Source organism: Centipeda noxia ATCC 43541 (assembly GCF_000160555.1).
GTDB lineage: Bacteria > Bacillota > Negativicutes > Selenomonadales > Selenomonadaceae > Centipeda > Centipeda noxia.
The window spans coordinates 66,788-91,268 of the sequence record NZ_GG749282.1; the positions used below are offsets into that span (position 1 = coordinate 66,788).

At 55.2% G+C, this 24,481-nt stretch carries 22 protein-coding genes and 1 pseudogene; 2 read left to right on the forward strand and 21 right to left on the reverse strand.

All coding sequences use genetic code 11. The annotated features are described in order from the left end of the window. Positions 1-5: 5 nt before the first annotated feature. The 7 genes and pseudogenes from HMPREF7545_RS08940 to HMPREF7545_RS08970 form a co-directional block, all read right to left on the reverse strand. Entirely contained in the window at positions 6-1,679 is a 1,674-nt protein-coding gene (locus HMPREF7545_RS08940; protein ID WP_006695417.1) for an ABC transporter permease, read from the reverse strand. Beyond that, positions 1,676-2,743 carry an ABC transporter ATP-binding protein gene (locus HMPREF7545_RS08945; RefSeq protein WP_006695418.1) on the reverse strand — a complete coding sequence of 356 codons (1,068 nt, stop codon included), beginning with the start codon at positions 2,741-2,743 and terminating at the stop codon, positions 1,676-1,678. Before HMPREF7545_RS08945 ends, HMPREF7545_RS08940 begins: the two co-directional genes overlap by 4 nt. Before the next feature lie 92 nt (positions 2,744-2,835). Further along, positions 2,836-3,845 (reverse strand): annotated as a pseudogene (locus HMPREF7545_RS08950) (ABC transporter substrate-binding protein). 110 nt (positions 3,846-3,955) lie between these two features. After that, on the reverse strand, positions 3,956-5,785 hold the full coding sequence (uvrC, locus tag HMPREF7545_RS08955; protein ID WP_006695421.1) for an excinuclease ABC subunit UvrC: 1,830 nt from the start codon (positions 5,783-5,785) through the stop codon (positions 3,956-3,958). Between the two features lie 3 nt (positions 5,786-5,788). Continuing rightward, positions 5,789-7,456, reverse strand: coding sequence for a 2-isopropylmalate synthase (locus HMPREF7545_RS08960; protein WP_006695422.1), 1,668 nt, complete (start codon positions 7,454-7,456; stop codon positions 5,789-5,791). A gap of 123 nt (positions 7,457-7,579) precedes the next feature. Further along, positions 7,580-8,506 carry a DUF2156 domain-containing protein gene (locus HMPREF7545_RS08965; RefSeq protein ID WP_006695423.1) on the reverse strand — a complete coding sequence of 309 codons (927 nt, stop codon included), beginning with the start codon at positions 8,504-8,506 and terminating at the stop codon, positions 7,580-7,582. Between the two features lie 79 nt (positions 8,507-8,585). Continuing rightward, positions 8,586-9,551, reverse strand: a complete 966-nt coding sequence (locus HMPREF7545_RS08970) for a type I phosphomannose isomerase catalytic subunit (RefSeq protein ID WP_040571360.1) — start codon at positions 9,549-9,551, stop codon at positions 8,586-8,588. A gap of 168 nt (positions 9,552-9,719) precedes the next feature. Between HMPREF7545_RS08970 and uraA the strand changes: the two genes are divergently transcribed. Both uraA and HMPREF7545_RS08980 read left to right on the forward strand, forming a co-directional pair. Further along, entirely contained in the window at positions 9,720-10,979 is a 1,260-nt protein-coding gene (gene uraA / locus HMPREF7545_RS08975) for a uracil permease (protein WP_006695425.1), read from the forward strand. Continuing rightward, entirely contained in the window at positions 10,976-11,848 is an 873-nt protein-coding gene (locus tag HMPREF7545_RS08980; protein WP_006695426.1) for an RluA family pseudouridine synthase, read from the forward strand. The genes uraA and HMPREF7545_RS08980 overlap by 4 nt, the downstream gene beginning before the upstream one ends. 55 nt (positions 11,849-11,903) lie before the next feature. Here HMPREF7545_RS08980 and HMPREF7545_RS08985 read toward each other — a convergent pair whose 3' ends face one another. The 14 genes from HMPREF7545_RS08985 to HMPREF7545_RS09050 form a co-directional block, all read right to left on the reverse strand. Then, entirely contained in the window at positions 11,904-12,677 is a 774-nt protein-coding gene (locus HMPREF7545_RS08985; protein WP_006695427.1) for a basic amino acid ABC transporter substrate-binding protein, read from the reverse strand. A 101-nt stretch (positions 12,678-12,778) separates the two neighbouring features. Next, positions 12,779-13,072, reverse strand: a complete 294-nt coding sequence (locus HMPREF7545_RS08990; protein WP_006695428.1) for a zinc-ribbon domain containing protein — start codon at positions 13,070-13,072, stop codon at positions 12,779-12,781. Positions 13,073-13,306: 234 nt separating this feature from the next. Continuing rightward, positions 13,307-14,233, reverse strand: coding sequence for a DUF1848 domain-containing protein (locus HMPREF7545_RS08995; protein ID WP_040571361.1), 927 nt, complete (start codon positions 14,231-14,233; stop codon positions 13,307-13,309). 98 nt (positions 14,234-14,331) lie between these two features. Further along, complete coding sequence (locus HMPREF7545_RS09000) at positions 14,332-15,618, reverse strand: ArsB/NhaD family transporter (protein WP_006695430.1); 1,287 nt, start codon at positions 15,616-15,618, stop codon at positions 14,332-14,334. A 71-nt stretch (positions 15,619-15,689) separates the two neighbouring features. Next, complete coding sequence (locus tag HMPREF7545_RS09005; protein WP_040571362.1) at positions 15,690-15,986, reverse strand: hypothetical protein; 297 nt, start codon at positions 15,984-15,986, stop codon at positions 15,690-15,692. A 55-nt stretch (positions 15,987-16,041) separates the two neighbouring features. Then, complete coding sequence (locus HMPREF7545_RS09010) at positions 16,042-17,709, reverse strand: glutamine--tRNA ligase/YqeY domain fusion protein (protein WP_006695432.1); 1,668 nt, start codon at positions 17,707-17,709, stop codon at positions 16,042-16,044. A 30-nt stretch (positions 17,710-17,739) separates the two neighbouring features. Further along, the gene (locus tag HMPREF7545_RS09015; protein WP_006695433.1) at positions 17,740-18,528 is read right to left on the reverse strand and encodes an HD domain-containing protein; all 789 of its coding nucleotides are present in this window, start codon (positions 18,526-18,528) and stop codon (positions 17,740-17,742) included. A 31-nt stretch (positions 18,529-18,559) separates the two neighbouring features. Next, the gene (locus HMPREF7545_RS09020; RefSeq protein WP_006695434.1) at positions 18,560-19,540 is read right to left on the reverse strand and encodes a cell division protein FtsZ; all 981 of its coding nucleotides are present in this window, start codon (positions 19,538-19,540) and stop codon (positions 18,560-18,562) included. Between the two features lie 18 nt (positions 19,541-19,558). Then, positions 19,559-20,446 (reverse strand): DMT family transporter, encoded by an 888-nt coding sequence (locus HMPREF7545_RS09025; RefSeq protein ID WP_006695435.1) that lies wholly within the window; start codon positions 20,444-20,446, stop codon positions 19,559-19,561. Between the two features lie 3 nt (positions 20,447-20,449). Beyond that, positions 20,450-21,169: an amino acid ABC transporter ATP-binding protein gene (locus HMPREF7545_RS09030; RefSeq protein WP_006695436.1), complete on the reverse strand. Its 720-nt coding sequence runs from the start codon at positions 21,167-21,169 to the stop codon at positions 20,450-20,452. Beyond that, entirely contained in the window at positions 21,162-21,821 is a 660-nt protein-coding gene (locus HMPREF7545_RS09035) for an amino acid ABC transporter permease (protein ID WP_006697006.1), read from the reverse strand. Before HMPREF7545_RS09035 ends, HMPREF7545_RS09030 begins: the two co-directional genes overlap by 8 nt. A gap of 128 nt (positions 21,822-21,949) precedes the next feature. After that, positions 21,950-22,438, reverse strand: a complete 489-nt coding sequence (locus tag HMPREF7545_RS09040) for a GNAT family N-acetyltransferase (protein ID WP_081443570.1) — start codon at positions 22,436-22,438, stop codon at positions 21,950-21,952. Between the two features lie 111 nt (positions 22,439-22,549). Beyond that, positions 22,550-23,653, reverse strand: a complete 1,104-nt coding sequence (locus HMPREF7545_RS10480; protein ID WP_040571363.1) for a methyl-accepting chemotaxis protein — start codon at positions 23,651-23,653, stop codon at positions 22,550-22,552. Positions 23,654-23,878: 225 nt separating this feature from the next. Continuing rightward, on the reverse strand, positions 23,879-24,388 hold the full coding sequence (locus HMPREF7545_RS09050; RefSeq protein ID WP_006695440.1) for a hypothetical protein: 510 nt from the start codon (positions 24,386-24,388) through the stop codon (positions 23,879-23,881). Positions 24,389-24,481 lie beyond the last annotated feature (93 nt).

A 24,481-nucleotide genomic window follows, 5' to 3' on the forward strand; every position in this document is an offset into this window, starting at 1 on the left:
TAAGTTCAAAGTTCTATTTTCCCACCCGCAAGTCTGCGACAAACAACAAGAGAAAGAACCGTCGCCGCCGTCAAGATCGTCGCAAGCGCCGCCGCCGTGCCAAAATGCGCTTTGCTCGTAATCTCGTTGAAGATCGCCACAGAAATGGTCTGCGTTCCGCCCGTATAGAGGATCAGAGACGAGCTCAACTCGTTCATTGTCGCAATCCAACTCAAAATCGCGCCCGACATGACGCCGGGCAGCATCAGCCGCGCCGTCACCCGAAAGAATGTTGTCACCGGCGTCACGCCAAGGCTGATCGAAGCCTCGTCCACACTGCGGTCGATCTGATACAGGATGCCGATGCTCGAGCGCAGCGTAAACGGAAGTTTTCGGATCACATAAGACAGAATAAGGATAAATGCCGTCCCTGTCAAGGGGAGAGGCATGCCATTGAATGTCGAGGACAGCATAATGCCGAGCACAGCCCCCGGAATCACATAGGGGAACATTACCATCATGTCGATGAGCGTGCTCGCGCGTGACTGCTCCCGCACAATCAGATATGAAATCAACAGCGCGGAGAGCACCATGATCGCAATGGCGGAAAGAGAAAACAAGAAGGAATTGAGAATTGCATCGGACATCTTTCCGAACGCTTCTGCATAGCTCTCGAATCCAAAACCGGGAAGAAAGACCGGCCCGCTCGTCTTGACAAAAGATGTTACGGCAACCGTCAGCTGTGGCAGCACAGCAAGAAAAGCAACGAAGTAAATCCCCAGCGCAACGAGAACGCTGCGCACGCCGGAGAGTGTCTTTCGCTTCATCGGGCGAAGGCCCGACATCATGTAATCGCGTCCGGCGAGCGCCTTTTTTTGAAGCAGCAGAACCAGCAGCGCAAAGACGACGACAACCACGCTGAGAACATTTGCAAAAGCCGTATTCCCGGCCCCAAGCTCGCTCATGTACGCATCGTAGATGGATACCGGCAGGACACGAAATCCCTCGCCGATGAGCGCAGGCGTTCCGAAATCCGCAAGACTCGTCATAAAGACCATAAGTGCAGCGGAAAGAATTGTCGGGAGGATGAGGGGAAACGTGATCTCACGGAAGCGGCGCCAACCACTTGTACCGAGATTCTCCGCCGCCTCCTCCAGTGAGGCGTCCATGCTCTGCAGCGCCGCCGAAACGTAGAGATATACATAGGGAAACAACTTGAGCGTAAAGACGAGTAAAATCCCCGAAAATCCATAGATAGACGGCAAAGAGAGTCCGAACGTATCCTCGGCAAACCGCGTAAAGACGCCCGCACGCCCGAGCAGTACAATCCATGAGTAGGCGCCGATAAAGGGCGGCGAGAGCATTGCAAGAATGCAGAGGTGATCGACAATGGATTTTCCTATAATGCGATAGCGCGCGGTAAAGTACGCCATGGGCAGGCCAATCAAAAGGGCGAGCACCGTCGCCGATGCAGACACCATGAAACTGTTGAACAATGTATGCAGATAATATTTGCTCTGAAAGAATTCGGCGTAGTGTGCAAAGGAAATGCTCCCATTCTCCATCACAAAGGAGCGAATCAATAAATGTGAAAATGGATAAACGATAAAAAGCAGGATTAAAAGGATGGCGAGAACCGTAACAGCCGTCCAGAAATTCAGACGATCCAACGGATTTTCACGCAAATGGGAGAGTTTCATGAGAGGGCCTCCTTCCCATCCTCCGTATAAAGCGTCAGCGCTGCAGGCTCGAGCGTGATGCCCACCATATCCCCAATATCGTAGGCCTGTCCCCCGCGTGTTCGATAGATCTTGCTGATCAGACTCAGGTCATCCGCGAGGGCAATCTCATACTCGTCATTCGTGCCGAGATAGGTAACGCGGCGAACGGTCCCGCGCAGGGCGCTCGACTCCGGCGAGACAAGCCCCACATCCTCGGGACGCACAGAGATCTTCAGCGGCCCCTGATAGCCGCTTGAAAGTCCGCCGGAAAAGGAAAGTGTCCCCAAAACATCAAACGATTCCGCTTCTGCCTTTCCTGTGAGGAAATTGGACGTTCCTATGAAGTCTGCAACAAACGTATTTGCCGGATGCGTATAGATCTCGCGCGGGGTGCCGAGCTGCATCACGGTTCCCGCCTGCATAACCGCGATCCGATCCGAGATTGCAAGTGCCTCCTCCTGATCGTGCGTTACGTAGATCGTCGTGATGCCGAGCTCCTTTTGGATACGGCGAATATTCGTCCGCATCATGAGGCGCAGCTTGGCGTCCAAATTCGAGAGCGGCTCGTCCATGAGCAGGACATCGGGACGGATGACGATTGCGCGTGCGAGCGCCACACGCTGCTGCTGCCCGCCGGAAAGCTGGGACGGCATCCGATCTGCAAGGTTCTCAATTTGCATAAGGGCAAGTGCTTCCGCTGTACGCTCCTTCTGCTCTGCCGCACCGGCATCCCGCGCGCGGAGTCCGTAGGCAACGTTATCCGCAACAGACAGATGCGGAAAAATAGCGTAGTTCTGAAACACCATCCCCGTATTGCGGCGATGGGGCGGGATATCGTTGATGCAGCGGTCACCGAAAAAGATCTTTCCCCCGTCGATTTCATTGAAGCCCGCAATCATGCGCAGCAGCGTTGTCTTCCCGCATCCCGAAGGTCCGAGCAGCGTAAAGAACTCGCCGCCCTCAATGGAGAGGCTGATGTGATTGACCGCGCAAAAATCACCATAGCGTTTTACCGCATCCTGTATCCGAACAGACAAACTCATAATACACAACCTTTCAAAAGAAAAACCGTCACGCACTGTGACGGTCTTGGAAGGGGAAAATATGGGAATGGGGGGATGGGGGAAATGGGGATTTATTTGATAACCGCGGCGCGCCATTTGCTCAGGAACTCGTCCTTAAAAGATACGGCACGCTGGGTATCAAACGGTGTGTAGCGAATCTCCGACACGGGGCGAAGAGACGCGGGAGGCTGAACATCAGTGCGCGTTGAACGCCGCTGGTAATTGCCGAAGCGTTCATGCACCTGCTTGCTCATAACGAAATCAAGGAATTTTTTTGCATTTTCCGCGTGTTTAGCGCCTTTGATGATGCCGATGCCGCCGGATGAAATCGCAGTTCCCTCCGCGGGATAGACAATCTTCATATGTGCGCCGTTCGTAATATATTTCAGTACAGGCTCTTCAAAGGTAGCCGTAATTGCATACTCTCCGTCAGACAGGGCTTTGATCTGAGCCGCTGAACCGCTGATGATCTTGCCGTCCAGATTGTCGACGAGCTGTCCGATGACGGCGGTATCGCCGCCAAGTTTATCCATCATCGTGAGGAGCCCGCGTAGGTGGAACTCGACTTTGCCGGATCCGCCAACGAGATGCGTCCGCGGAATTTCGGATCGAGCAGATCCTTCCACCCCTTCGGTGCATCCGCCTCACTGACGAGATCGGTGTTATAAGCGATGACATAGGGATCCATCGTCACATTATAAAAGGCGTTGTTCTCCCGAACGAAATTCGGATCGATCGCAGCTTTCTCCGTTGATTCATAGGGCTGCAAAAAAGGTTCCAACGCAACGTATGCATCAGCTGAACCGCCCCACATGATATCGCCGAGCGGATTCTCCTTCTCTGCACGCACGCGCGCCATCAGCTCGCCCGAGCCGCCCGCGACAAGCTGCACCTGAATCCCGGTCTGCTCCTGGAATTCCTTAACAATTGGAGCAGTCCAGTCGTCCGTATTGCAGTTGTATACGACGAGAATATTGTCCTCTGCCTTGGATGACTGCTCCGAGCCGCCACAACCCACAAGCACCATCAACAGGGACATGAGCACTGCTGCGGCAAGCGCCGCTTTTCGATGAAAAAGCACGGGCAAGACCTCCTTAAGCACAGTTAATATTTTATTTTTTGTTATTATAGAATTATCAGAACCAAGCCGCAATTAGATGATTCATCATTTTGGTATGACAATCCTATCTTTTATTGTTTCCCACGAAGTTGACGCTGCGCTTCAAAGAAATAGTAGACAGCTTCCGCAGAAGGGCGATTCATTCCGGGGGCTTTGAGAAGTTCATCGATCGAAGCCGCCTTAATCTTGTCAATCGTTCCGAAGTGGTTCCACAGACTTTGCCGCCGCTTTGCCCCGATCCCGACAATATGATCAAGGACGGAGACAAGGTTGCGTTTTCCGCGCAGCTTTCGATGGAAGGTGACGGCAAAGCGATGTGCCTCGTCGCGGATGCGCTGAATGAGATAGAGCGCTTGGCTGCGGCGCGGCAGTTCGATCGGTTCGGAGTTTCCCTCCGTAAAGACAAGTTCGAACTGCTTGGCAAGACCGACGACAGGAACATTTTTATGTCCCGCCTCGTTCCGAATGATCTCGAGTGCGGAGGAGAGCTGCCCCTTGCCTCCGTCGATAATAATAAGATCGGGCAGCTCCTTCTCTGGAAGGCCCACATAACGACGCGTTGTTACCTCACGCATAGAAAGGAAATCGTCGGGCTTGCCCTCGGCACTCCGAATTTTAAAGCGGCGGTAGTCGGACTTCTTTGGCAGACCGCCCTCAAAGACGACCATGGAGGCAACGGTCTCCTGCCCCTGATTGTGCGAGATATCAAAGCACTCCATGCGGTACGGCGGATTTTTCAGACCGAGACGACGCCCAAGCTCCTCAACCGCACCCATGGTCTCTGCATCGGCGAGACTGCGGCGCGTCTCCTCATCGGCGAGAAATTTCTCCGCATTGTCCGTCGCCATTACGACGATATCATGTTTCGTTCCGCGCTGCGGCGTCAGGAGAGTGACCTTTCCCCCGCCCCTGCGCTCTGTGAGCCAGCGTTCAATAACCTCCCGCCCCATGCCGTCGATCGCATGCGGAAGCAGAATCTCACGCGGGACGAACGTCGCCCGATTGTAGTACTGCTCAAGAAAGGCGCGCAAAATGTCCGCATCGCTCTCCTCCTCGCTCCCGCGCAGATGGAAGTGCTCGCGTCCGATCATCTTGCCGCCGCGGATGAAAAAGATCTGCACACAGACACCCATCGCCGCGCGTGCCATGCCGATCGCATCCTGATCGCCCGCTCCGGTCACGATATTCTGCCGCTCGGCAGCCTTGCGCACAGCGGTCAGCTGGTCGCGCAGACGCGCGGCTGTCTCAAAGTGATACCCCTCTGCCGCCAGATCCATGCGATGCTCCAGCTCCCGCTCCACGTCGTCCGTCCGTCCCTCGAGAAAAAGCAGGACCGCATGGATCATCGCACGGTAATCCTCCTCCGTTACCTTCTCTACACAGGGCGCAAGACAGCGTTTGATATGGTATTCAAGACAGGGACGGTCGGGCATAATCCTGCACGTTCGCAGAGGAAAAAGGCGCTTCAGGAGCTTTAAGCTGTCCCGCAGCGCCGTCACATTCGTATAGGGGCCGAAGTAGCGCGCACCATCACGCAGAACGCGCCGCGTGATGAAGACGCGCGGGAATTCCTCCTGCACCGTCACTTTTACATAGGGGTAACTCTTGTCGTCCTTCAGCCGGATATTATAGCGCGGCCGATGTTTTTTGATCAGATTTGCCTCAAGAATCAATGACTCGACTTCATTCGCTGTCATAATCGTCTCAAAGTCAGCAATGTGCGAGACCATCGCGCGCACTTTCGGCGCCTGGTTCCGGCTGCTCTGAAAATACTGCCGCACACGGTTCTTGAGAACAATGGCTTTGCCCACATAGATGATCTTCCCGCGGGCGTCTTTCATAATATAGACACCCGGAGAGTCCGGGAGCAGCTTCAGTTTTTCTGCGATTGTATCCGTCACAAGTTAGTGTCCTGCTTTCATCCGGTTGATTGCGCTGAACAGGGCCAGGATAGACGAGGTGATGATGTCCGTGTCCGTACCTGCGCCCCAGTAGACCTTGCCGTCCTCGCCCGTGATGCTGATGTACGAGATGGCGCGCGAGGTCTGTCCGATCTCCAATGCATGTTCGCTGTATGTCAGGTTCGTATAGCGGAGGCCAAGGTTTTCCTGCAGAGCATTTGAGATTGCATCAAGACGTCCGTTGCCGCGCGCCTCATAGGTACGCTCCTCGCCGTCCACTTTGAGATGGACATCGCCCGTACGCGTGCCGTCCGGCTGCTTTTTCAGATGGAAATCCGAAAGTTCGAATGGAAAGCCGACATTGACATAGGTATCTGTGAACACCTTGTAGATCTCATCCGGCAGGAGTTCCCTGTGTCCGTTGTCGGAGACGGACTTCACACGGTAACTGAAATCCTCGCGCATCTTCTTCGGCATACTGATGCCGTACTGCTGCTCCATGATATAGCTGACGCCGCCCCTGCCCGACTGGCTGTTGATGCGGATCACGTCACCATCGTAGGTGCGCCCAACATCCTTCGGGTCGATGTAGAGATACGGCAACGACCAATGCTTCGGCTTGTTCTCGTCCCAATGCTTCATCCCCTTGGCGATGGCATCCTGATGCGAGCCTGAGAATGCGGCAAAGACGAGCGAGCCGGCATACGGCTGGCGCGGATTGACCTGCATGCGCGTCACCTTCTCATATACCTCTACGAGATGCGGCAGATCAGAAAAATCAAGGTTCGGATCGACGCCGAGGGCGAACATATTCATAGCCACCGTGATGATGTCGACATTGCCTGTACGCTCTCCATTGCCGAAGAGCGTACCCTCGACGCGGTCCGCGCCGGCGAGCAGCCCCAGCTCCGCATCCGCTACGCCACAGCCGCGGTCGTTGTGCGGGTGTAGGGAGAGGACAACGCTGTCACGATACTTCAAGCGCTCGTTGACGTACGAAATCTGCATGCCGTAGACGTGCGACATTGACATCTGCACTGTCGAGGGCAGATTAATGATGGCCTTGCGGTCGGGCGTCGGCTGCCACACATCGAGCACGGCATTGCAGACCTCAAGCGCATACTCCGGCTCCGTCCCCGTGAAGCTCTCGGGCGAATACTCGAAGCGGTAGTCTGCCCCTGCCTCCTCCGTCAGCCGCTTGAGCAGCTGCGCGCCGTCCACGGCGATCTGCAGGATCTCCTCCTTGGAGCGGCCGAATACCTGCTCACGCTGCGCCGCAGAGGTCGGGTTATAGACGTGTACGATGGCATTCTTCACACCGCGCAGCGCATCGAATGTCCTGCGAATGATATGTTCGCGTGCCTGCGTCAGCACCTGCACCGTTACATCGTCTGGAATGAGATTATCCTCCACGAGGCGGCGCAGGAATTCATACTCCGTTTCCGATGCGGCAGGAAAACCGACCTCGATTTCTTTGAACCCCACTCGTACGAGGAGATCGAAAAACGCCAGCTTCTCATCGAGGCTCATCGGAATGATGAGCGCCTGATTGCCGTCGCGCAGATCGACCGAGCACCATATCGGCGCCTTCTCCGGCGCATCTTTGCGCAGCCAGTCCAGACGGATCTCGGGCGGCATATAGTATCCCTTGGCATATTTCGTGTGGTTCATGATCGTTCCCCCGTATTACAACATTGCATCATCTGAATAAATGTAAACAAGAAAGTCCTCCGCCGCTTATGTGGGGCGAAGGACGAGCCTACCTTATCCTAGCGTTGTGCTATCTTACCATATTCACGAACAGTTTGCAAATCCCACAAGGGTTGCGTTGAATTTCTCAATCAGCTTCTCGGGCTTATAAGACTCCTTTGCCTTGCGCAGTCCCTCGATCCCCATATCCTCTTCGCGGTTGATATAGGTAAGATGGCTCCACGCGTGCTCCACGAATCCCTGATTGATCGCGGGATATGCGCCGCGCACCTCTGGATCCGCCTTCTCCACATGAATCACTGCCGTATCCGTATTCAGCTGCTCGCCGAACGTAAAGGCAACCACGCGTCCATCCAAGAGGATCGCTCCGCCTTTCAGGCCGAAATCTGCGAAATTATTCAGCACCTCGAGAATCGCCGTGCGCTCATAGTCAATGAACAGATCGACTGTACCGTCCTCCTGGCGATGCTGCTTGTACCAACTGTTCAGCTCCAGCTTGCACTGTGTCACGATCTCGTCCGTGATCGGCAGGAACTGCGCGTCCGGATGCTCCTTGCGGAACGCATTCAGATGATTCTTCTTCGAGTGCAGCTTACGCCCCGAGAGACTAATGAGCTTTTCAGACAGATACACATAGTCATAGTTGTCGCGGTCAGCGACTACTTCGAAGTTCGCGCAGTCACAGCTGCGGAGAAAGTCCGCGTAGCCGCGCTCCATATCGTAGATGTGAAATGGCTGCTCTATCTCCTCGAAGTACGCGAGCAGCTTCTTCGTCGCCTCCGGGTAGCGTGTGGGATCACAGAACGGCTGCAGCGCCGATACGCGCGCTTTCCACTCGCTCACAACATAGAGGACACCATCCTCCTCCGCCACATGAACATGGAACGGTTCGCGCCACATGTAGAGATTTGTAAAGTTAAAATGCGAATTCTCATAATAATTCGCACGAAAATATCGATCAAGCAGAGGCTTGTCTTCCTTCGTCAAGGCATGAAATTCGATCTCTCTCACCTTCCATTTGGCATTCTAAAAGTTCTCCTGACGGTTTCATTATAGCAAAGCCGTCAAGCCCTGCTCATGTCATCATATATCAGACCTTGCTGAGAATTATCTCCGCTTCTCCATTGAGCATATAGCAGCCGAGACCTGCTGGCAGGAATGCACTCTCGCCCTTTCTCATACAGATCTCCCCACTGCCGGAACGCAGCACGAGACTGCCGGAGAGCATCGTCAGACATTGGAAGGAATCTTCTCCCGCCATAAGCGCGCATTCTCCCGTGACAGCGAGATGATATACGGTAAAATAATCACATGCACCAAGCAGGCGCACCTGTACGCCTGCAAAGATATCGACGGACACTGCAGAGGAGGCTCCCGAGACGGCGGGAGTCAGACGGGTCACATCGAGAGCCTTCTCGATGTGAAGTGTGCGCGGCTTTCCGTCGGCACCGACGCGTCCATAATCATAGACACGGTAAGTCGCATTGGAACTCTGCTGAATTTCGCAGATGAGGATCCCCCTGCCGATCGCGTGCAGCGTACCCGCAGGGATGAAGAACACGTCTCCTTTGTGTACCGGCACGCGGCGTACAACCTCGCGCAGCGTATTGTCTTCGATGCGGCGGCGAAACTCCTCCCGCGTGAGCTCATGCTGAAATCCATAGAGAATCTCTGCACCGGGCGCACAGTCCACAATGTACCACAGCTCTGTCTTTCCGTGCTCTCCTTCAACACGCAAAGCGTACGCATCGCTCGGATGCACCTGCACGGACAAATCATCGCGTGCATCGATCAGCTTGATGAGCAGCGGGAAATACGAAAACTTCTCCGCATTTTTGCCGAGCACGCCCCGGCCTTCTCCCGCCAGCCATTTCTCGAGCGTCTGTCCCTTCGCCGCACCGTTTGCAATCACGCTCTTGCCGTCCCGATGACAGGCAAGTTCCCAACTCTCGGCGACCTTCGTCAGCTCTGTCTCTTTGCCGTATTCTTCTTTCAAACGCGTCCCGCCCCAGAGATAATCCTTCAGCGGCGCGATCAGTTTCATCGGATATCGCATAGGTCACTTCCTTCATTTAAGTTCTGCAATATATTCCTTTATATCATATCCCATGAAAAATTGGATGTCAAAAGAGCTCTCCGATAAATGGTGATTGTTCCCCGCCGCCGTCTATGGTATCATAGGAGCGCCTATAAGAATCTCTGATCTGAAACGGAGTGATTCATCATGTCACAAAAGACGATCAATACGGCAGAACGACCGCCGCTCCTGACCACCATCCCCCTCTCCCTGCAGCATCTCTTCGCGATGTTCGGCTCAACGGTGCTCGTGCCGATCCTCTTTCACGTCAACCCCGCGACCGTACTGCTGTTCAATGGTATCGGCACGCTGTTCTACCTCATCCTCTGCAAGGGGAAGATTCCGGCCTATCTCGGTTCGAGCTTCGCGTTTCTCTCCCCCGTCTTTCTTGTACTCTCGGAGTACAGCTATGAGGCGGCGCTCGGCGGATTCATTGTCGTCGGCATGGTCTTCTGTGCGGTCAGCCTTATCGTCCATGCAATCGGAACCAGCTGGATCGACGTCATCTTCCCCCCCGCCTCGATGGGTGCGATCGTCGCCGTCATCGGGCTCGAGCTCATGCCGACAGCAGCAAATATGGCAGGACTTACAGGAGAAAATACGGATGCCACCGTCATCTTTGTCTCGATTGCAACACTTGCCGTCACCATCTTTGCCTCGATGGCATTCCGCGGCTTCCTCTCCATCATCCCCATCCTCATCGGCGTAGTCGCAGGCTATATCATTGCCTTCGCCGCGGGCATTGTAGACCTCTCGCATGTCGAGAGCGCGCCGTGGCTGGCAATACCGACCATTTACACGCCAGAATTCGACCTGCGCGCCATTCTCATCATTCTGCCCGCTTCCATCGTCGTCATTGTAGAACACATCGGACATCTCATCGTGACAGGCAACATCGTCGGACAAAATCTTGCAAAGGACCCGGGGCTTGACCGCTCCCTCCTCGGCAACGGGGTCTCGACGATCTTCTCCGGCCTCTTCGGCTCGACGCCAAATACGACCTATGGAGAGAACATCGGCGTGCTTGCCATCACGAAGGTCTACTCCACGTGGGTCATCGGCGGCGCAGCACTCTTCGCCATTCTCCTCTCCTGCCTCGGCAAACTCGCGGCGCTCATCCAGAGCATCCCAACGCCCGTCATGGGCGGCGTCTCCATGCTGCTCTTCGGTGTTATCGCGGCGTCCGGCATCCGCATCCTCGTCGAGGCAAAGGTGGACTACAACAACCCGATGAACCTCCTCCTAACCTCCATCGTCATGGGCGTCGGTGTATCAACGGCCAGCCTCACCATCGGCACCGTCACGCTGCGCGGCATGTCGCTCGCCACCGTCATCGCCATCATTCTCTCTGTCTCCTTTCGCACCATTCTCGCCCTGCGCCGCCAAGGACAAAAGGAAAGCGAATGACGGAGATCCTCGTCACATTGCCGGAGGGCACGGAATGCCCCGCAAGGGCCTATCTCATGCGTGAATGTGGGATTTCTTCGGGGCTTTGGAAGAGAATCAAACACAGCGGAACATTCGCCGTGAACGGCATGCCCGTCATCGCCGCGCGCACCGTTCTGCGCGCAGGAGACATGGTCTCCTATGAGCTGCCCGTCATCTCCTCTGTCATTCCCGAACAGCTGCCGCTTACCGTTGTCTATGAGGACGCCGACCTGCTCGTCATCGACAAGTCCGCGGGACAGCTTGTTCATCCTACGACGAAGGAGGCGCACGGGACCGTCGCCAACGCAGTGCTCGGTCTCTATGCAGCGCGCCGTGCTCCCCTCGGCTTTCATCCCTGCCACCGCCTCGACCGCAACACAACGGGCCTTTTGCTCATCGCAAAACATCCCGAAGTGCAGTATCAGATTGCAAGGCAGGATACACTTACGCGTGAGTACCTTGCGCTAATCAAAGGAATGCTCTCGCCGGAGAAAGGGTGCATCGATGCGCCGATCGCGCGCGCCTTGCCGAGCATTATTCTGCGGCATGTTGCACCCGACGGTAAGCCTGCGCGCACACATTACCAAACGGAGCAAACAGACGGTACACATACACTCCTCCGCCTGCATCTCGAGACAGGACGCACACATCAGATCCGTGTTCACCTCGCCCATCTGGGGCATCCGCTGCTCGGCGACGACCTCTATGGAGGAAATGCCGATGAAATAAAACGGCATGCACTCCACTCCGCGCGCCTCACCCTCTCGCACCCGCGTACACAGAAAATGCTCGTGTTCGAGTCTCCCCTCCCGCCGGATATGGCGCGCATCGCAAAGCAGCTGCGCTAAAGAAAAAACACCGCAGACCAAACTGTCTGCGGTGTTTTTATGCTGCATGCAGGGCTTACTTGCCCGTACCGAACCACTTCTGATAGATCTTGTCGTATTCGCCGTTGTCATGGAGCTTCTTGAGAGCCTCATTGATCTTCTTCTGAAGCTCGACATTATCCTTCGCCATCGCGATGCCGTAATCCTCTGCCGAGAGTTTGTCATCGAGCGACTTCACGCCGACAGCCTGGCTCTGATTGATGTAGTAGTCGTTAACCGGGCGATCGTTGACGACGGCGTCTACGCCGCGCGCTTTGAGCTCTATAAAGCAGTCCGCCGGAGTGTTGAGCTCAGTGATCGTGACGCCCTCCATCTCCTTGACCATCTTTGCGCTGGTCGTTCCAATCTGAACGGCGACCTTATGCCCCTTGAGATCGCTGAACGACTTGATGTTCTCCTCATCGCTGCGAACGACCATCGTCAGACCCGACTGATAGTACGGATCGGAGAAGTTGACGCGCTCCTTGCGCTCGTCATTGATCGTCATACCGCTGATGATGACGTCGATGTTCTTTGCCTGCAGTGCGGGAATGAGCCCGTCAAACCCAATGTTCTGAATCTCTGCTTCACTGCCCATCTCCTTCGCGATCGCGCGGATGAGATCCATATCGAAGCCCTGATAGTCCTTTTGTCCCTCATCCTGGAACTCAAACGGCGCAAAGTCAATCGCGGAGCCCACGCGGAGCACCTTGCTCTCCTGCTTTGCCTGATCGTTGCTGCCGCCGCAGCCGACGAGCGCGAGGCTCACGAGAGCGCCGGTCAGGACGAGTGCCAATTTCTTCAGTTTCATTGGGAAACCTCCTCATACATGGTAAAAAAATCAAAGGAGGGATGCTGCAGCAATGTGCAGCAATCCCTCCATAGAAGGAAGCAAAGCCTCCTCAGAACTCCTTAGAAATGTGCTGCGCGCTTCGAGTTGAAGCAGTCGCGGCAGTACACCGGACGATCTGTCTTCGGCTCGAACGGGACTTCCGTATCCTTGCCGCATTCGGCGCAGACCACGTGGAACATCTGACGCTCGCCGCTCTGCTCGTCGCGGCTGCGGCGTCGCTTGTCGCGGCAGTCACGGCAGCGTGCAGGCTCATTCTCAAAGCCCTTCTCTGCATAGAACTCCTGCTCTCCGGCCGTGAATACGAAGTTGTTGCCGCATTCCTTGCATACGAGTGTCTTGTCTTCAAATGCCATTCTTCCACAATCTCCCTTAAAAATAAAAGTTAGTCAACTCTCCATTCGTCGCACTGGGAAAGCGTTCACTGAGATTATGGCACGGGCAAGCATTGATTACATAAACAATGCTTCACGCGTTCATTGAACGGCGATCAAGTCTTGAGGAACGGATTCAACGCTCTGTATTATACAGATTTTTTTCATCGAGTGCAAGTTTTTTTTCATAGAAGCGGCAGTTATCGTTTTATCCCCTCAAAACAGATTCTCCTGCGCCTCCAGCCAGCTCTCCTGCCGCGCCGTATGGATGCGGTCGTCCGCCTCGGCATGCCCGATCAGGAAGGGCGACTGCGGATCGTGGCGACACCTGTTTTTCCGTACGCGGGCAGCATGCGTATTTGCATAGCAGTAGCAGCAAAGGTGCGGACAGCTGTCATACGCGCCGATGTCCGCGCCGAGATAGCAGTCGCATTCCCTGCGCTGGCGCTGATAGTTCGGAAAATGCATCCGCCGCCCGAGCGCCCGCTCGTAGATGCGCGGCGTCATGCAGCCGCCCGTATCCGCCCCGAGGGGCGCGAGCTCCGTCTCCCCGCCGCAGGGATAAACCGTCATGCCATATGCTCTCGCAGTCTCAATGATATATGCGCCGAGTTCCATCCGCTCCGCCTGCATAACCTCCCGTACGCCGGGAAAATTTCGCCGCGTCTTGGCATAACACATAACGAAGCTGATAACGACGATCTCGGTCGTACCTGCAAGTGCCGCCGCCATCTCGGCAAACATTCTGCGATGGAAAGCAATTGTATGCCGTTCATCGATCACGATGGGATCGTAGCGCCAGCCAATCGCACGCACGCCGACGATCGCCGAGAGCTGCCGAAATATGCGCACGGTCTCCTGCCACGCAGGCACATTCGGCTCGATGTCCCTGCCGTAGGGTGTGATCGTGACGTACCAGAACTGCCCAAACGGCGCGAGAAGATCCATATAGGGAAGCATGGGCGCAGGGTTCTTCGTACAGAAACCGATGAGATCGACGACAGAGGGGACAAGACGATAGCGCGTAACCTGCGCAGCATTATAGGGATTGCGCACGCATACTTCGCCTGCGCGCAGGCGATTTGCAAGCCACTCCGCATAGAATGCAGGAATGTCCGTACGCATGCCCGTATTGAGAATCACCGTTTTCCCCTCCTCCTTTCGCATAGAATAACATACGTTCACGCAAAGATAAATCCCCAACCGCCAATGCGGTCGGGGATTTTGGATATCAAAGCCGCTTAGAGATAACGGATCCAGACGTAGATGTTCGAGATGAGGACAGTGAAGATCATAACGGGGAACGCAATCTTCATAAAGCCGAGGAAGGAGATCGGACGTCCGCGCTGCGCCGACATAGACGCGACGACGACATTCGCACTCGCGCCGATGAGCGTGCCGTTGCCGCCGAGACATGCGCCGAGCGCAAGCGACCACCACATCGGGTCGAGATTCGTGAGGCCCATCTGCCCCATGTCCTGAATGAGCGGAATGAGCGTCGCAACGAACGGAATGTTATCGATGAAGGCAGAGGCAATCGCACTCATCCAGAGGATGAGGATCGCCGTCGCCTCGACGTTTCCGCCGGTCGCCTTGATCGCCTCGGCTGCGAGCATGCGGATGACGCCGGTCTCGACGAGCGCGCCGACAAGGATGAAGAGTCCTCCGAAGAAGAAGATGGCCGGCCACTCGATCTTGGAAAGCACCTTGGCGATTTTCTCCTCGTCACGCGTCGCCGTGAGGAGGAGCAGAAGTCCTGCGCCGGAGAGCGCAACGGTCGCGGACTCGAGCCCAAGGCTGCCGTGCAGGACGAAGAACGTGATCGTGAGGAAGATGACGGCAAGGCACTTGTGCAGGAGCGCATGATCCGTGATCTGCGCATCGGCAGGCAGGCGCATAATCTTATCCTGCAGCTCCGGCTGCGTATGCAGTTCCTTGTGATAAAGGGCAATAAGGATAAGTTGGACAAGGATAAAGATGATGATTGAGATCAGTGTCAGGTTTTGTACAAACGCCATGAAATCAAGCCCGACTGCGCTGCCGATCATGATGTTCGGCGGGTCGCCGATCAGCGTTGCCGTACCGCCGATGTTCGACGCCAAGATCTGCGATATGAGATAGGGCATGACGTCGACCTTGAGCTGTGAGGTAATGCTGAACGTGATCGGCACGGTGAGCAGGACGGTCGTAACGTTGTCGAGCAGCGCCGAGCAGACCATTGTGATGCTCGAAAGAACAACGAGGAGTGCGATCGGCCGCGCCCTTACCTTCTGCGCGGCCCAGATGGCGAGAAAGTTGAAGAGCCCCGTTTCACTCGTAATATTTACAATGATCATCATACCCATGAGGAGGCCCAGCGTATTGAAGTCAATGTGGTGAACTGCCGTCTCTTGATCCAGGATCCCGAAGAGTATCATGAGCATTGCGCCAAACAGTCCGACAATCGTGCGGTGCACTTTTTCGGAGATGATGAGCGCATACGCGGCGACGAAGATAACAATCGCCACAATCGTTGCTGTTTCCATCATTACACATCCTTCTTCTCGTTATGAGAACTACGAGGAGTCATGGATAAAATAAATTTATCCGTACTTCCATATCACGTTGCCGTGATGGTCACCTGCCTGCCCTCGCGCCGGATCTTGAGTTTATAGTGCTGGATATCTTCCTGTGCCAATGCCAGTTTGAGTTCCAGCAGCGCCCGGCCGAGTTCTGCTGTCTGCGCAGAGGTCAGCCCCGCGCGTGCAAGATCGGCAGGAGGTTCCTGTGCCGCTTCCGCACGGCTGCGCTCGGCTGCCTGCCGCTCCCGTTTCAGCAGGACATCGGCAAGAGTTTCCTCCTCCTCATAGCCCTGCATCATATCTTTATCGGATCGGTTCTTCGGTATTTTTGCCACAGCAAACCTCCTTATACCGCCTGAAAGGGCAGTTCTGCGCAGTCGGAGAGGGACTCTATTTCAGCTTGCTCCATGAATCCTTTAGTCCGACGATGCGGTTGAACACGATATGATCCGGCGTCGTATCCGGGTCAACAGCGAAATAGCCGACGCGCAGGAATTGATAGCGTGCGCCTGCCGCCGTAAGCCGAAGGCTCGGTTCCACCTTTGCATCCGTCAGAATCTCGAGTGAATGCGGGTTGAGCGCATCGATGAAATGCTCCGGCTCCTCTTCCCCCTCCGCGGTTTCGCGGAGAAGGCTCTCATAGAGCCGCACCTCTGCGGTGAGCGCATGCTCTGCAGACACCCACTGGATCGTTCCCTTGACCTTGCGGTTCGCCGCAGTGCCGCCGCTCCGCGTATCCGGATCGTAGGTGCAGCGGAGTTCCGTGATCTCGCCCGATGCATCCTTGATGACCTCATCACATTTAATAATATAGGCATGCTTGAGGCGGACCTCGCCGCCCGGCTTCAGACGGAAGAACTTCTTCGGTGCGTCCTCCATGAAATCCTCGCGGTCGATATAGAGCTCACGGCCGAAGGGCACATAACGCTGCCCGCCGTGCGTCGGACTGTTTTCTGCCAGAAGATATTCCGTCTCGCCCTCCGGATAGTTCGTGAGGACAAGTTTCAGCGGGCGCAGCACCGCCATAACACGCGGTGCATTGCGGTTGAGTTCGTCACGCACGCTGTGTTCGAGCATGGCACTGTCCACCGTGCTGTTGCTCTTTGCTACGCCGATCTCTTCGCAGAATGCGCGCACGGCCGCAGGCGGATAGCCGCGCCGTCGCATCCCTGAAATGGTCGGCATGCGTGGATCGTCCCAGCCGCGCACATGTCCCTCCTCGACAAGCTGGCGCAGTTTGCGCTTGCTCGTGATCGCTCCCGAGAGATTCAGCCGGGCAAACTCGATCTGACGCGGCCGCTCTCCCGCAGGAAATCCGAGGGACTCGAGCAGCCAGTCATAGAAGGGACGATGTTCCTCGAACTCAAGCGTGCACAGAGAGTGCGTAATGCCCTCAACTGCGTCCGAGAGCGGATGAGCGAAGTCATACATCGGGTAGATGCACCACGCATCTCCCGTCCGGTGATGCGGCACGTGCGCAATGCGATAGATGACCGTATCGCGCATGACGAGATTCGGCGAGGCCATATCGATCTTCGCACGCAGGACACGTGCGCCGTCAGGAAACTCTCCTGCACGCATCCGCGCAAAGAGGTCAAGATTTTCCTCTACGGAGCGATTGCGCCAAGGGCTCTCCTTCCCCGGCTCCGTCAGTGTGCCGCGATAGGCGCGGATTTCATCCGCCGTGAGATCGTCCACATAGGCGAGGCCCTTCCTTATGAGAGCAACTGCATATTCATACAGCTGCGCAAAGTAATCCGACGCGTAGAAACGGCGCTCCCCCCATGAGAACCCGAGCCAGCGGATATCCTCCTGAATCGAGTCCACGTACTCGACATTCTCCTTCGTCGGATTTGTGTCGTCAAAGCGCAGATTGCAGAGGCCGTCATAGTCCTCTGCAACACCGAAGTTAAGGCAGATGGACTTCGCATGACCTATATGCAGATAGCCGTTCGGTTCGGGGGGAAAGCGCGTATGAATCCCCTGTGCATACCGCCCGCTGCGCAGATCCTCGTCAATAATATTTCGGATAAAATTCGATGTCTTTACATCCGCCATGTCCCTACCCCTCGATCCGTATGATTCCAATCAGTCGTTCTGTGCACAGCACTGCTCAATGTAGGCACGCAGGCGCGCGACTCCCTCGGAGACGCCCTCCTGCGCCGGAAGGCTCGCAATAAACGCGTCCACATAGCCGCGTTCCACAATGCGGCGCAGTGTCCACATGAAATTGATGTCATAGATCCACATAAGCCGTACGATCTTGCGGTCGCCGTGCGTACGCAGCCGATAGTAGTCCGCCTGCCGTCCGGCGGCAAAATCCGCCACGAAGTCCGGACTGATCTCCTGCGCCGCATCCGACGGAACGAAGTTCGGCGCCTTCTCCGCCCCATCGGGCGAGAGGAACGGCAGGAGTACGCGGTAGATATCGAGCTTGTCCGCGTCGCGGATCAGTTTCGCAAAAAATATCTTGCGCTCATCGTCCGTCTCCGCAATTTCCTTCTTGTTGTGATACTTGACGGCAAAGCGCACAATATCGGCATCCGCAGGAGCAAGCTGCTCCAAAAAATCGTTCTCCTCCGCGAGTACCTTCAGCCCAAGTTCGGCGTGATCCTCTGACTGTGCATCGTTGAATGTCTGATAGACAGCGTACTGGCGAAACCGCCCGACATCGTGAAAGAGCCCGATGATCTCGGCGAGTGCCGTATCATGCGCATTGCATCCGAGATGGTTTGCAAGCGCCCGCGCATTCGCCGTAACATACCCCGTATGGATCTCTTTGAGACGAATCCCGCGCATAACATCCGGATCGTCCGTGCGAAAGGAACGCATATAACCGTTCATCCAGCGATGCATCTCCTGCAGAAGTTTCTGCATATGCGGTCCTCCTTTCCGCACTCGGCAAATCTCAGTCCTCTGCGGGCGGAGTATAGGCGTCGTCAAAATCCGTCGCAATGAGGGTTGCCTGCACCTTTCCCGTCATCTCCGGCTGCACGACCAATCCCGCTATGATATTGACCTCCGGATGTGCATGGGCATGGATGTAATGCACCGCCTCATCGACATCGCGCAGGCTCATCGCGGGACCACCCGTGAGATTCAGCACAATGCCGCGCGCTCCCGTGATACTGCGGTCGATGAGGGGACTGTCGATCGCCTTGCGCACCGCTTTCTGCGGGTCGCTGTCAACGCCGATCGCGAGCAGTGTATCACTCGATGTACTCTGATGGAAAATGGTCGTCACATCGGAGAAATCGACATTGATGACCCCCGTTGTCAGAATCAGCTCCGCAACGCAGCCGACCGTCTGACGCAGCACCTCATCGGCAAGAGCAAAGGCATCGACAAAGGACATCTTGCGGTCCGGCGCAATCTTGAGAAGGTTGTCATTCCGCAGAGTAATGAACGCATCCGTATACCCCTGCATGCGCGCGATCCCTGCCTGCGCCGTCTGCATCCTGCGCGGCATCTCAAAGTGGAACGGCGTCGTCACAACGCCGATGGAGAGAATCCCCATATCATGCGCGATCTCCGCCACAACAGGCGCCGCTCCCGTTCCAAGGCCCCCGCCCATTGTCGCCGCGATGATGACGAGATCCGTCCCGTCCAAAAGCGCACGAATCCTCTTTTCCTCGAGTCGTGCCGCCTCCTCGCCGATCTCAGCCCTTCCGCCCGTACCGCGTCCGTTCGTCAGCTTCTCCCCGATGGGCAGAATGGTGATCCCCTGCTTTTGAAGTGTATTCAGCTGACGCAGATCAGAATTGATGCCGATGAGCGTGATGTCGAGATCATATTTCTCGCGCACACAGCGCACGATATTGCCGCCGCCGCCGCCGACGCCAACGACTTTGATGGTGATCTCCGGTTTAATAATTCCATCTGTCGGCATGTATGTACTCCTTATGTGTCAGTTCTTCCGCCTTTTCCCTGTCCGCTTCGGAATCTGCGTCATAAGTGCGCCCCCAAGAAGAAGCGCACAGCCCAAGATCTGCACGGCAGTCATCGTCTCGCCGAGCACAATCCAGCCCGTCACGGCAGCAAATACTGCCTCGAGCGACAGCAGGATCGACGCCTGCGTCGGCTCCACATATGCCTGCCCGAGAATTTGACAGGTGTAGGCGACGCCGCAGGAGAAAACACCCGCGTAGAGAATCGGAATCGCCGCGCTCCAGACATCAGTCCATGCAAAACTCTCATACGCAGCGGCAAGCGCTGCACTGCCGAACATACAGACAATCATCTCCGTAAGACAGAGCTCAATCGCATCTACCGTACGCGCAAAGCGGTCGATGAGAAGGATCTGCGCCATCCAGAAGAGGGAGCAGATGAAGACGAGAACATCTCCCTTATTGATCGTCATCTCCCCATAGGCAGAGAGGAAATAGACACCCGCAAATGCAAGCACCGCACTGATCCACTGTGCTGTACGGATACGATGTCCAAGCGCGACGGCCGCAAGCGGAACGAGCACAATATAGAGCGTCGTAATGAACGCAGTCTTGCCCGCTGTCGTATAGAGGAGAGCCACCTGCTGCAGCGTCACCCCCGCAAACATCGCAACCCCGACCGGAATCCCGGCACGAAAACCGGAGCGAAAGGTCCCGGCGCGCCTCTCTGCGGCACGTTTGCCGCGGTAAAGGAACCACAGCCCTCCCATGAAGATGACGCCAAGCGCAAAGCGAAACGCCGCATACGTATATGGGCCGAGCCCCTCCATCCCAAGGATCTGGGCGACAAATGTCGTCCCCCAGAAAAAGGATGCCGCAAGCAGCATCAAATTCCCGCGCAGATGCATAGATCAGAGTACCTTCGACAGGAAGCTGCGCGTACGCTCCTCCTTCGGATGTTCGAATACCTCACGCGGCACGCCCGACTCGACAATGCGCCCCTCGTCCACGAAGAGAAGGCGGTCCCCCACCTCGCGGGCAAAGCCCATCTCGTGCGTGACGATAACCATCGTCATGCCCTCGCGCGCAAGTGCGCGCATGACATCCAGCACCTCGCCGACCATCTCCGGATCAAGCGCCGATGTCGGCTCATCAAAGAGCATGACTTTGGGGTGCATCGCGAGCGCACGTGCAATCGCGACACGCTGCTGCTGTCCGCCCGAGAGATTGTCCGGATAGGCATCCGCCTTCTCCGCCAGGCCCACGCGTGCGAGCAGCTCGCGCGCCGTTTTCTCAGCCTCAGCACGCACAGCATGCTTTACCTTCATCGGTGCGAGCATGATGTTCTCCAGCACCGTCATATGTGGAAAGAGGTTGAAGCGCTGGAATACCATGCCCACCTCTTCACGCACCTTATTAATATTTGCCTCGCTCGAGAGCGTAATTCCGTCGACAATGACCTCGCCCGCCGTCGGCTCCTCGAGGTGATTTATGCAGCGGAGCAGCGTACTCTTGCCGGATCCCGACGGCCCGATGATGACGACGACTTCCTTCTCATCAATCGAGAGGTCAATCCCCTTGAGGACCTCATCCGCGCCGAAGGATTTGCACAGTCCTTTGATCTCAATCATTGACCCGATACCTCCGTTCCAAATATGCGACGAAACGCGAGATCGTCAGCGTCATCACGAGATAGATAACGGCGACACTCATCCATATTTCAAACGAGCCATAGGTCTTTGCGATAATGAGCTGTCCGCGGCGCGTAAGCTCCTCAAAGCCGATGACCGAGACAAGAGACGAATCCTTGAGCATCGCGATGAACTCGTTGCCAAGCGGCGGGATGACGCGCTTGAACGCCTGCGGCACGATGATGTAGCGCATCGTCTGCAGCCACGTCATGCCGAGCGAACGCCCAGCCTCCATCTGTCCGTCGTCCACCGACTGAATGCCCGCACGAAAAATCTCCGCCACATACGCGCCGGAGTTGATGCCGCAGGCGGAGATCGCCGCAATAAATGGATCGATGCGCTGTCCTGTGAGGACAGGCAGTGCAAAGTAAAACAGGAAAATCTGTACGAGCAGCGGCGTACCGCGGAAGAACTCTACATAGACCTCCGCAAGCATCCGCAGGAGACGCACATGCGAGATGCGCGCGACGCCCACAATCAGACCGATCACAAAACCGATCGCCGTGGAGAGTACCGTGATCTGTATGGTAACCCCCGCACCAACAAGCAGCAGCGGGAATGAGTTAAACACAAGATCCATATCAAAAGTCATAAGTTCATCCATTCTCTCCGAAGAAATCTGTGATTCCTGTAATGTTCCTGCATAAATAGCCGTTTTTCATATTATATTTCAATCGCGGAGTGCTGTCAATAAATTCAGGCTTTTTATCATCCGCTATATTATTTTAGATCGGATTCCCATATCTCACGATATATCTCTCTGTTTTTATCCCACTCATTATATGCTTCGCTCTTCGTCTTATGGAAACCGAACTTGGCATAAAGATGACGCGCCGGTTTCAAAATGTCAAGCGTCCCCAAAAAGAGATGCGTATACCCTTTTTCTCTGCAAAAGGACAACGCTTCGGCGAGCAGTTTATGCCCCAGTCCCTGGCCCTGCGTATCCATATCTACGCCAAGCCAGCGCAGCTGCGCTCTCTCCGATCCCCTCCTGATCACCGCGATATCGCCGACCATCTTCCCGGCAAGTTCGGCGATCCACATCTGATTGCCCTCCAAATCATCATAGAGTTCAGCCATCCCGCGCAGCATCTCCTGCTCATAAAAACCATTAAAGTGATATTGCCGCTTGTACAGTTCATATTGGAAGGAACAAACCTTGCTCGGATCTCCCGGCTGATACGTTCGCAGTGAAATCTCATACGCCATCACAGCATCCTCCAGCATATTGCAAAAACACATGAAATTTCCCCCACAAACCAGCGTATCAGCAGCTTATGGGGGATAATATCTTTCAACTCAGTACGGCTCCTGAGAAAATCACAGATTCTTGGACAGTTCTTCGATGCTGTCCGACATCGCTTTCGCTTCCTCAACGGAGGCGCTGATCTCCTTCATGTTGTCCGCCTGATTCTCAATCAGACCGTTGATGGACTTAATGCGCTCAGCGATATGATTTGCCGCCTTCTCCATCGAGCCGAGCGCCTCAAGGATCTTGCTCGCGGCATCGCGGCTGCTGTCGGCGAGTTTGCCAACCTCCTCTGCCACGACAGAGAATCCGCGGCCCGCTTCTCCGGCGCGGGCCGCCTCGATGGAGGCGTTCAGCGCGAGGAGATTGGTCTGCTTCGAGATCGTCATAACAAGCTCGGACATCTTGAGCGTATGCTCGGTCTGATTGCGGGTATCCTCAGCCGCCTGCGTGATCTCCTCCTGCACGCTTGAGATCTCTACCGTGCGCTCCGTCGTCTCGCTGACGCTCGTCGTAATGGCGTCGATCGATGCATACAGACTGCTGAGCATCGTCTCAAGCTCGCCATAGAACTTTTCCTTCTTCTGTGATGTCTGAGCCAGCACCTCCGATTTCCGCTTTTCCTCATCAATATCGACAAACACGCCGATGATCTCCTCCGGATGTCCGTTCTTATCGCGCACAACATTGCCGGAGGCATGGAACCAACGGTAGCTGCCGTCATGCACCTTCAGGCGATAGTCAGCATTATACTCCGTATTCCCGCTGAGATCTTTGATGCAGGCGTTGAAAGAAGAGAATGTCTCCTCCACATCATCCGGATGAAGACGCGAACTCCACGATTCTATCGTATTCGGGAAGTCCGACTCACCGCGGAAACCGACCATACGCCGGAACTCATCGGACCAGATCGCATAGGCAATGCTGAAATCCGGATTGATCTTCATGTACCACATGCCGGAGTTGACCGCCTCGTTAACCGTACGCAGACGGAAGCGCTGATATTCCAGCTCCTCGTTCACGCAGTCGATCAGCTCGTTCAGCTCCGCAGCGTACGGCTCGCTCCCGCGCAGCTTCGTAAAGAGCTCATTCTTCTCATGTCCTGCAACGATCTCATGAATCACATCGGACAATCCCTGCGCCCCCAGCGCAGATTCCCTATTTTGGTCAACCATTACATTTCCCTCCATACATAGTGACACCATATGGTTCATGGACATTTTATCACATAAAATCACAGATTCAACCATAAATTTATTTCATCGCAAAAAATTCACCTGCAACGGAAAACAAAAGGTCCCATAAATGTCATGACCCCCAAAAGTCAGATCCAAAGGAGCCAACTTTTGGGGGCCACAACATTTCACATGAATGATGATGCTAATAGTAAACGGTCCATATTATGCATTGGCCGTCCCTTTATCCCATACCTTTATCATGATATCTGAATACAGCGCATTCAAATGTCCCTGAATCTGGTTCAGAAGCGCAACAATCAATGCTGGATCGAATTGTTCTGTACCAGACGGAATGCTGCATGTCAATATCATATTTCCTGCTTCATCACTGCTGTATTTCAGCATGCGGTACTGATCATTCAGATCATTGAGATAGATCGAAACAGCGGCCTTTTTCTCCTCTGTAACAACCTGCGCGGCGACCTCTACCTGAATCAGTGTGTAAACACTATCGTCAATCAAAATCATAAAAGGCAAACTCTGCCCCTGTACAGGAAGATGACTGCGGACGACATGCGAGTGAACTGCGTCTCCCACATCATGAAACTGCACGCCGGTAATCTTTTCTTTTTCAAGATACGACCGAAAAGCAGATGCCTTTTCCGCAGCGACCGAAGTTTCAGCTTTCACCGTATTCGAATTTTGTTTTTCCTCTGCTGATTTCTCGCTCATATGATGTTCCTCCAAAAGATCTTTGTCTATTCGTCAGGAAGCATGGCGGGCAGAGCAACTCTGCCCGCCGCAAGCCGCCTGTTTTCTCCAATC

Coding starts and splice junctions, on each gene's coding strand:
- HMPREF7545_RS08940 (WP_006695417.1), bottom strand. CDS start 1,679: ATGAAACTCTCCCATTTGCGTGAAAATCCGTTGGATCGTCTGAATTTC.
- HMPREF7545_RS08945 (WP_006695418.1), bottom strand. CDS start 2,743: ATGAGTTTGTCTGTTCGGATACAGGATGCGGTAAAACGCTATGGTGAT.
- HMPREF7545_RS08960 (WP_006695422.1), bottom strand. CDS start 7,456: ATGAACCACACGAAATATGCCAAGGGATACTATATGCCGCCCGAGATC.
- HMPREF7545_RS08970 (WP_040571360.1), bottom strand. CDS start 9,551: ATGCGATATCCGATGAAACTGATCGCGCCGCTGAAGGATTATCTCTGG.
- uraA (WP_006695425.1), top strand. CDS start 9,720: ATGTCACAAAAGACGATCAATACGGCAGAACGACCGCCGCTCCTGACC.
- HMPREF7545_RS08980 (WP_006695426.1), top strand. CDS start 10,976: ATGACGGAGATCCTCGTCACATTGCCGGAGGGCACGGAATGCCCCGCA.
- HMPREF7545_RS08985 (WP_006695427.1), bottom strand. CDS start 12,677: ATGAAACTGAAGAAATTGGCACTCGTCCTGACCGGCGCTCTCGTGAGC.
- HMPREF7545_RS08990 (WP_006695428.1), bottom strand. CDS start 13,072: ATGGCATTTGAAGACAAGACACTCGTATGCAAGGAATGCGGCAACAAC.
- HMPREF7545_RS09000 (WP_006695430.1), bottom strand. CDS start 15,618: ATGATGGAAACAGCAACGATTGTGGCGATTGTTATCTTCGTCGCCGCG.
- HMPREF7545_RS09010 (WP_006695432.1), bottom strand. CDS start 17,709: ATGGCGGATGTAAAGACATCGAATTTTATCCGAAATATTATTGACGAG.
- HMPREF7545_RS09015 (WP_006695433.1), bottom strand. CDS start 18,528: ATGCAGAAACTTCTGCAGGAGATGCATCGCTGGATGAACGGTTATATG.
- HMPREF7545_RS09020 (WP_006695434.1), bottom strand. CDS start 19,540: ATGCCGACAGATGGAATTATTAAACCGGAGATCACCATCAAAGTCGTT.
- HMPREF7545_RS09025 (WP_006695435.1), bottom strand. CDS start 20,446: ATGCATCTGCGCGGGAATTTGATGCTGCTTGCGGCATCCTTTTTCTGG.
- HMPREF7545_RS09030 (WP_006695436.1), bottom strand. CDS start 21,169: ATGATTGAGATCAAAGGACTGTGCAAATCCTTCGGCGCGGATGAGGTC.
- HMPREF7545_RS09035 (WP_006697006.1), bottom strand. CDS start 21,821: ATGACTTTTGATATGGATCTTGTGTTTAACTCATTCCCGCTGCTGCTT.
- HMPREF7545_RS09040 (WP_081443570.1), bottom strand. CDS start 22,438: ATGGCGTATGAGATTTCACTGCGAACGTATCAGCCGGGAGATCCGAGC.
- HMPREF7545_RS10480 (WP_040571363.1), bottom strand. CDS start 23,653: ATGGTTGACCAAAATAGGGAATCTGCGCTGGGGGCGCAGGGATTGTCC.
- HMPREF7545_RS09050 (WP_006695440.1), bottom strand. CDS start 24,388: ATGAGCGAGAAATCAGCAGAGGAAAAACAAAATTCGAATACGGTGAAA.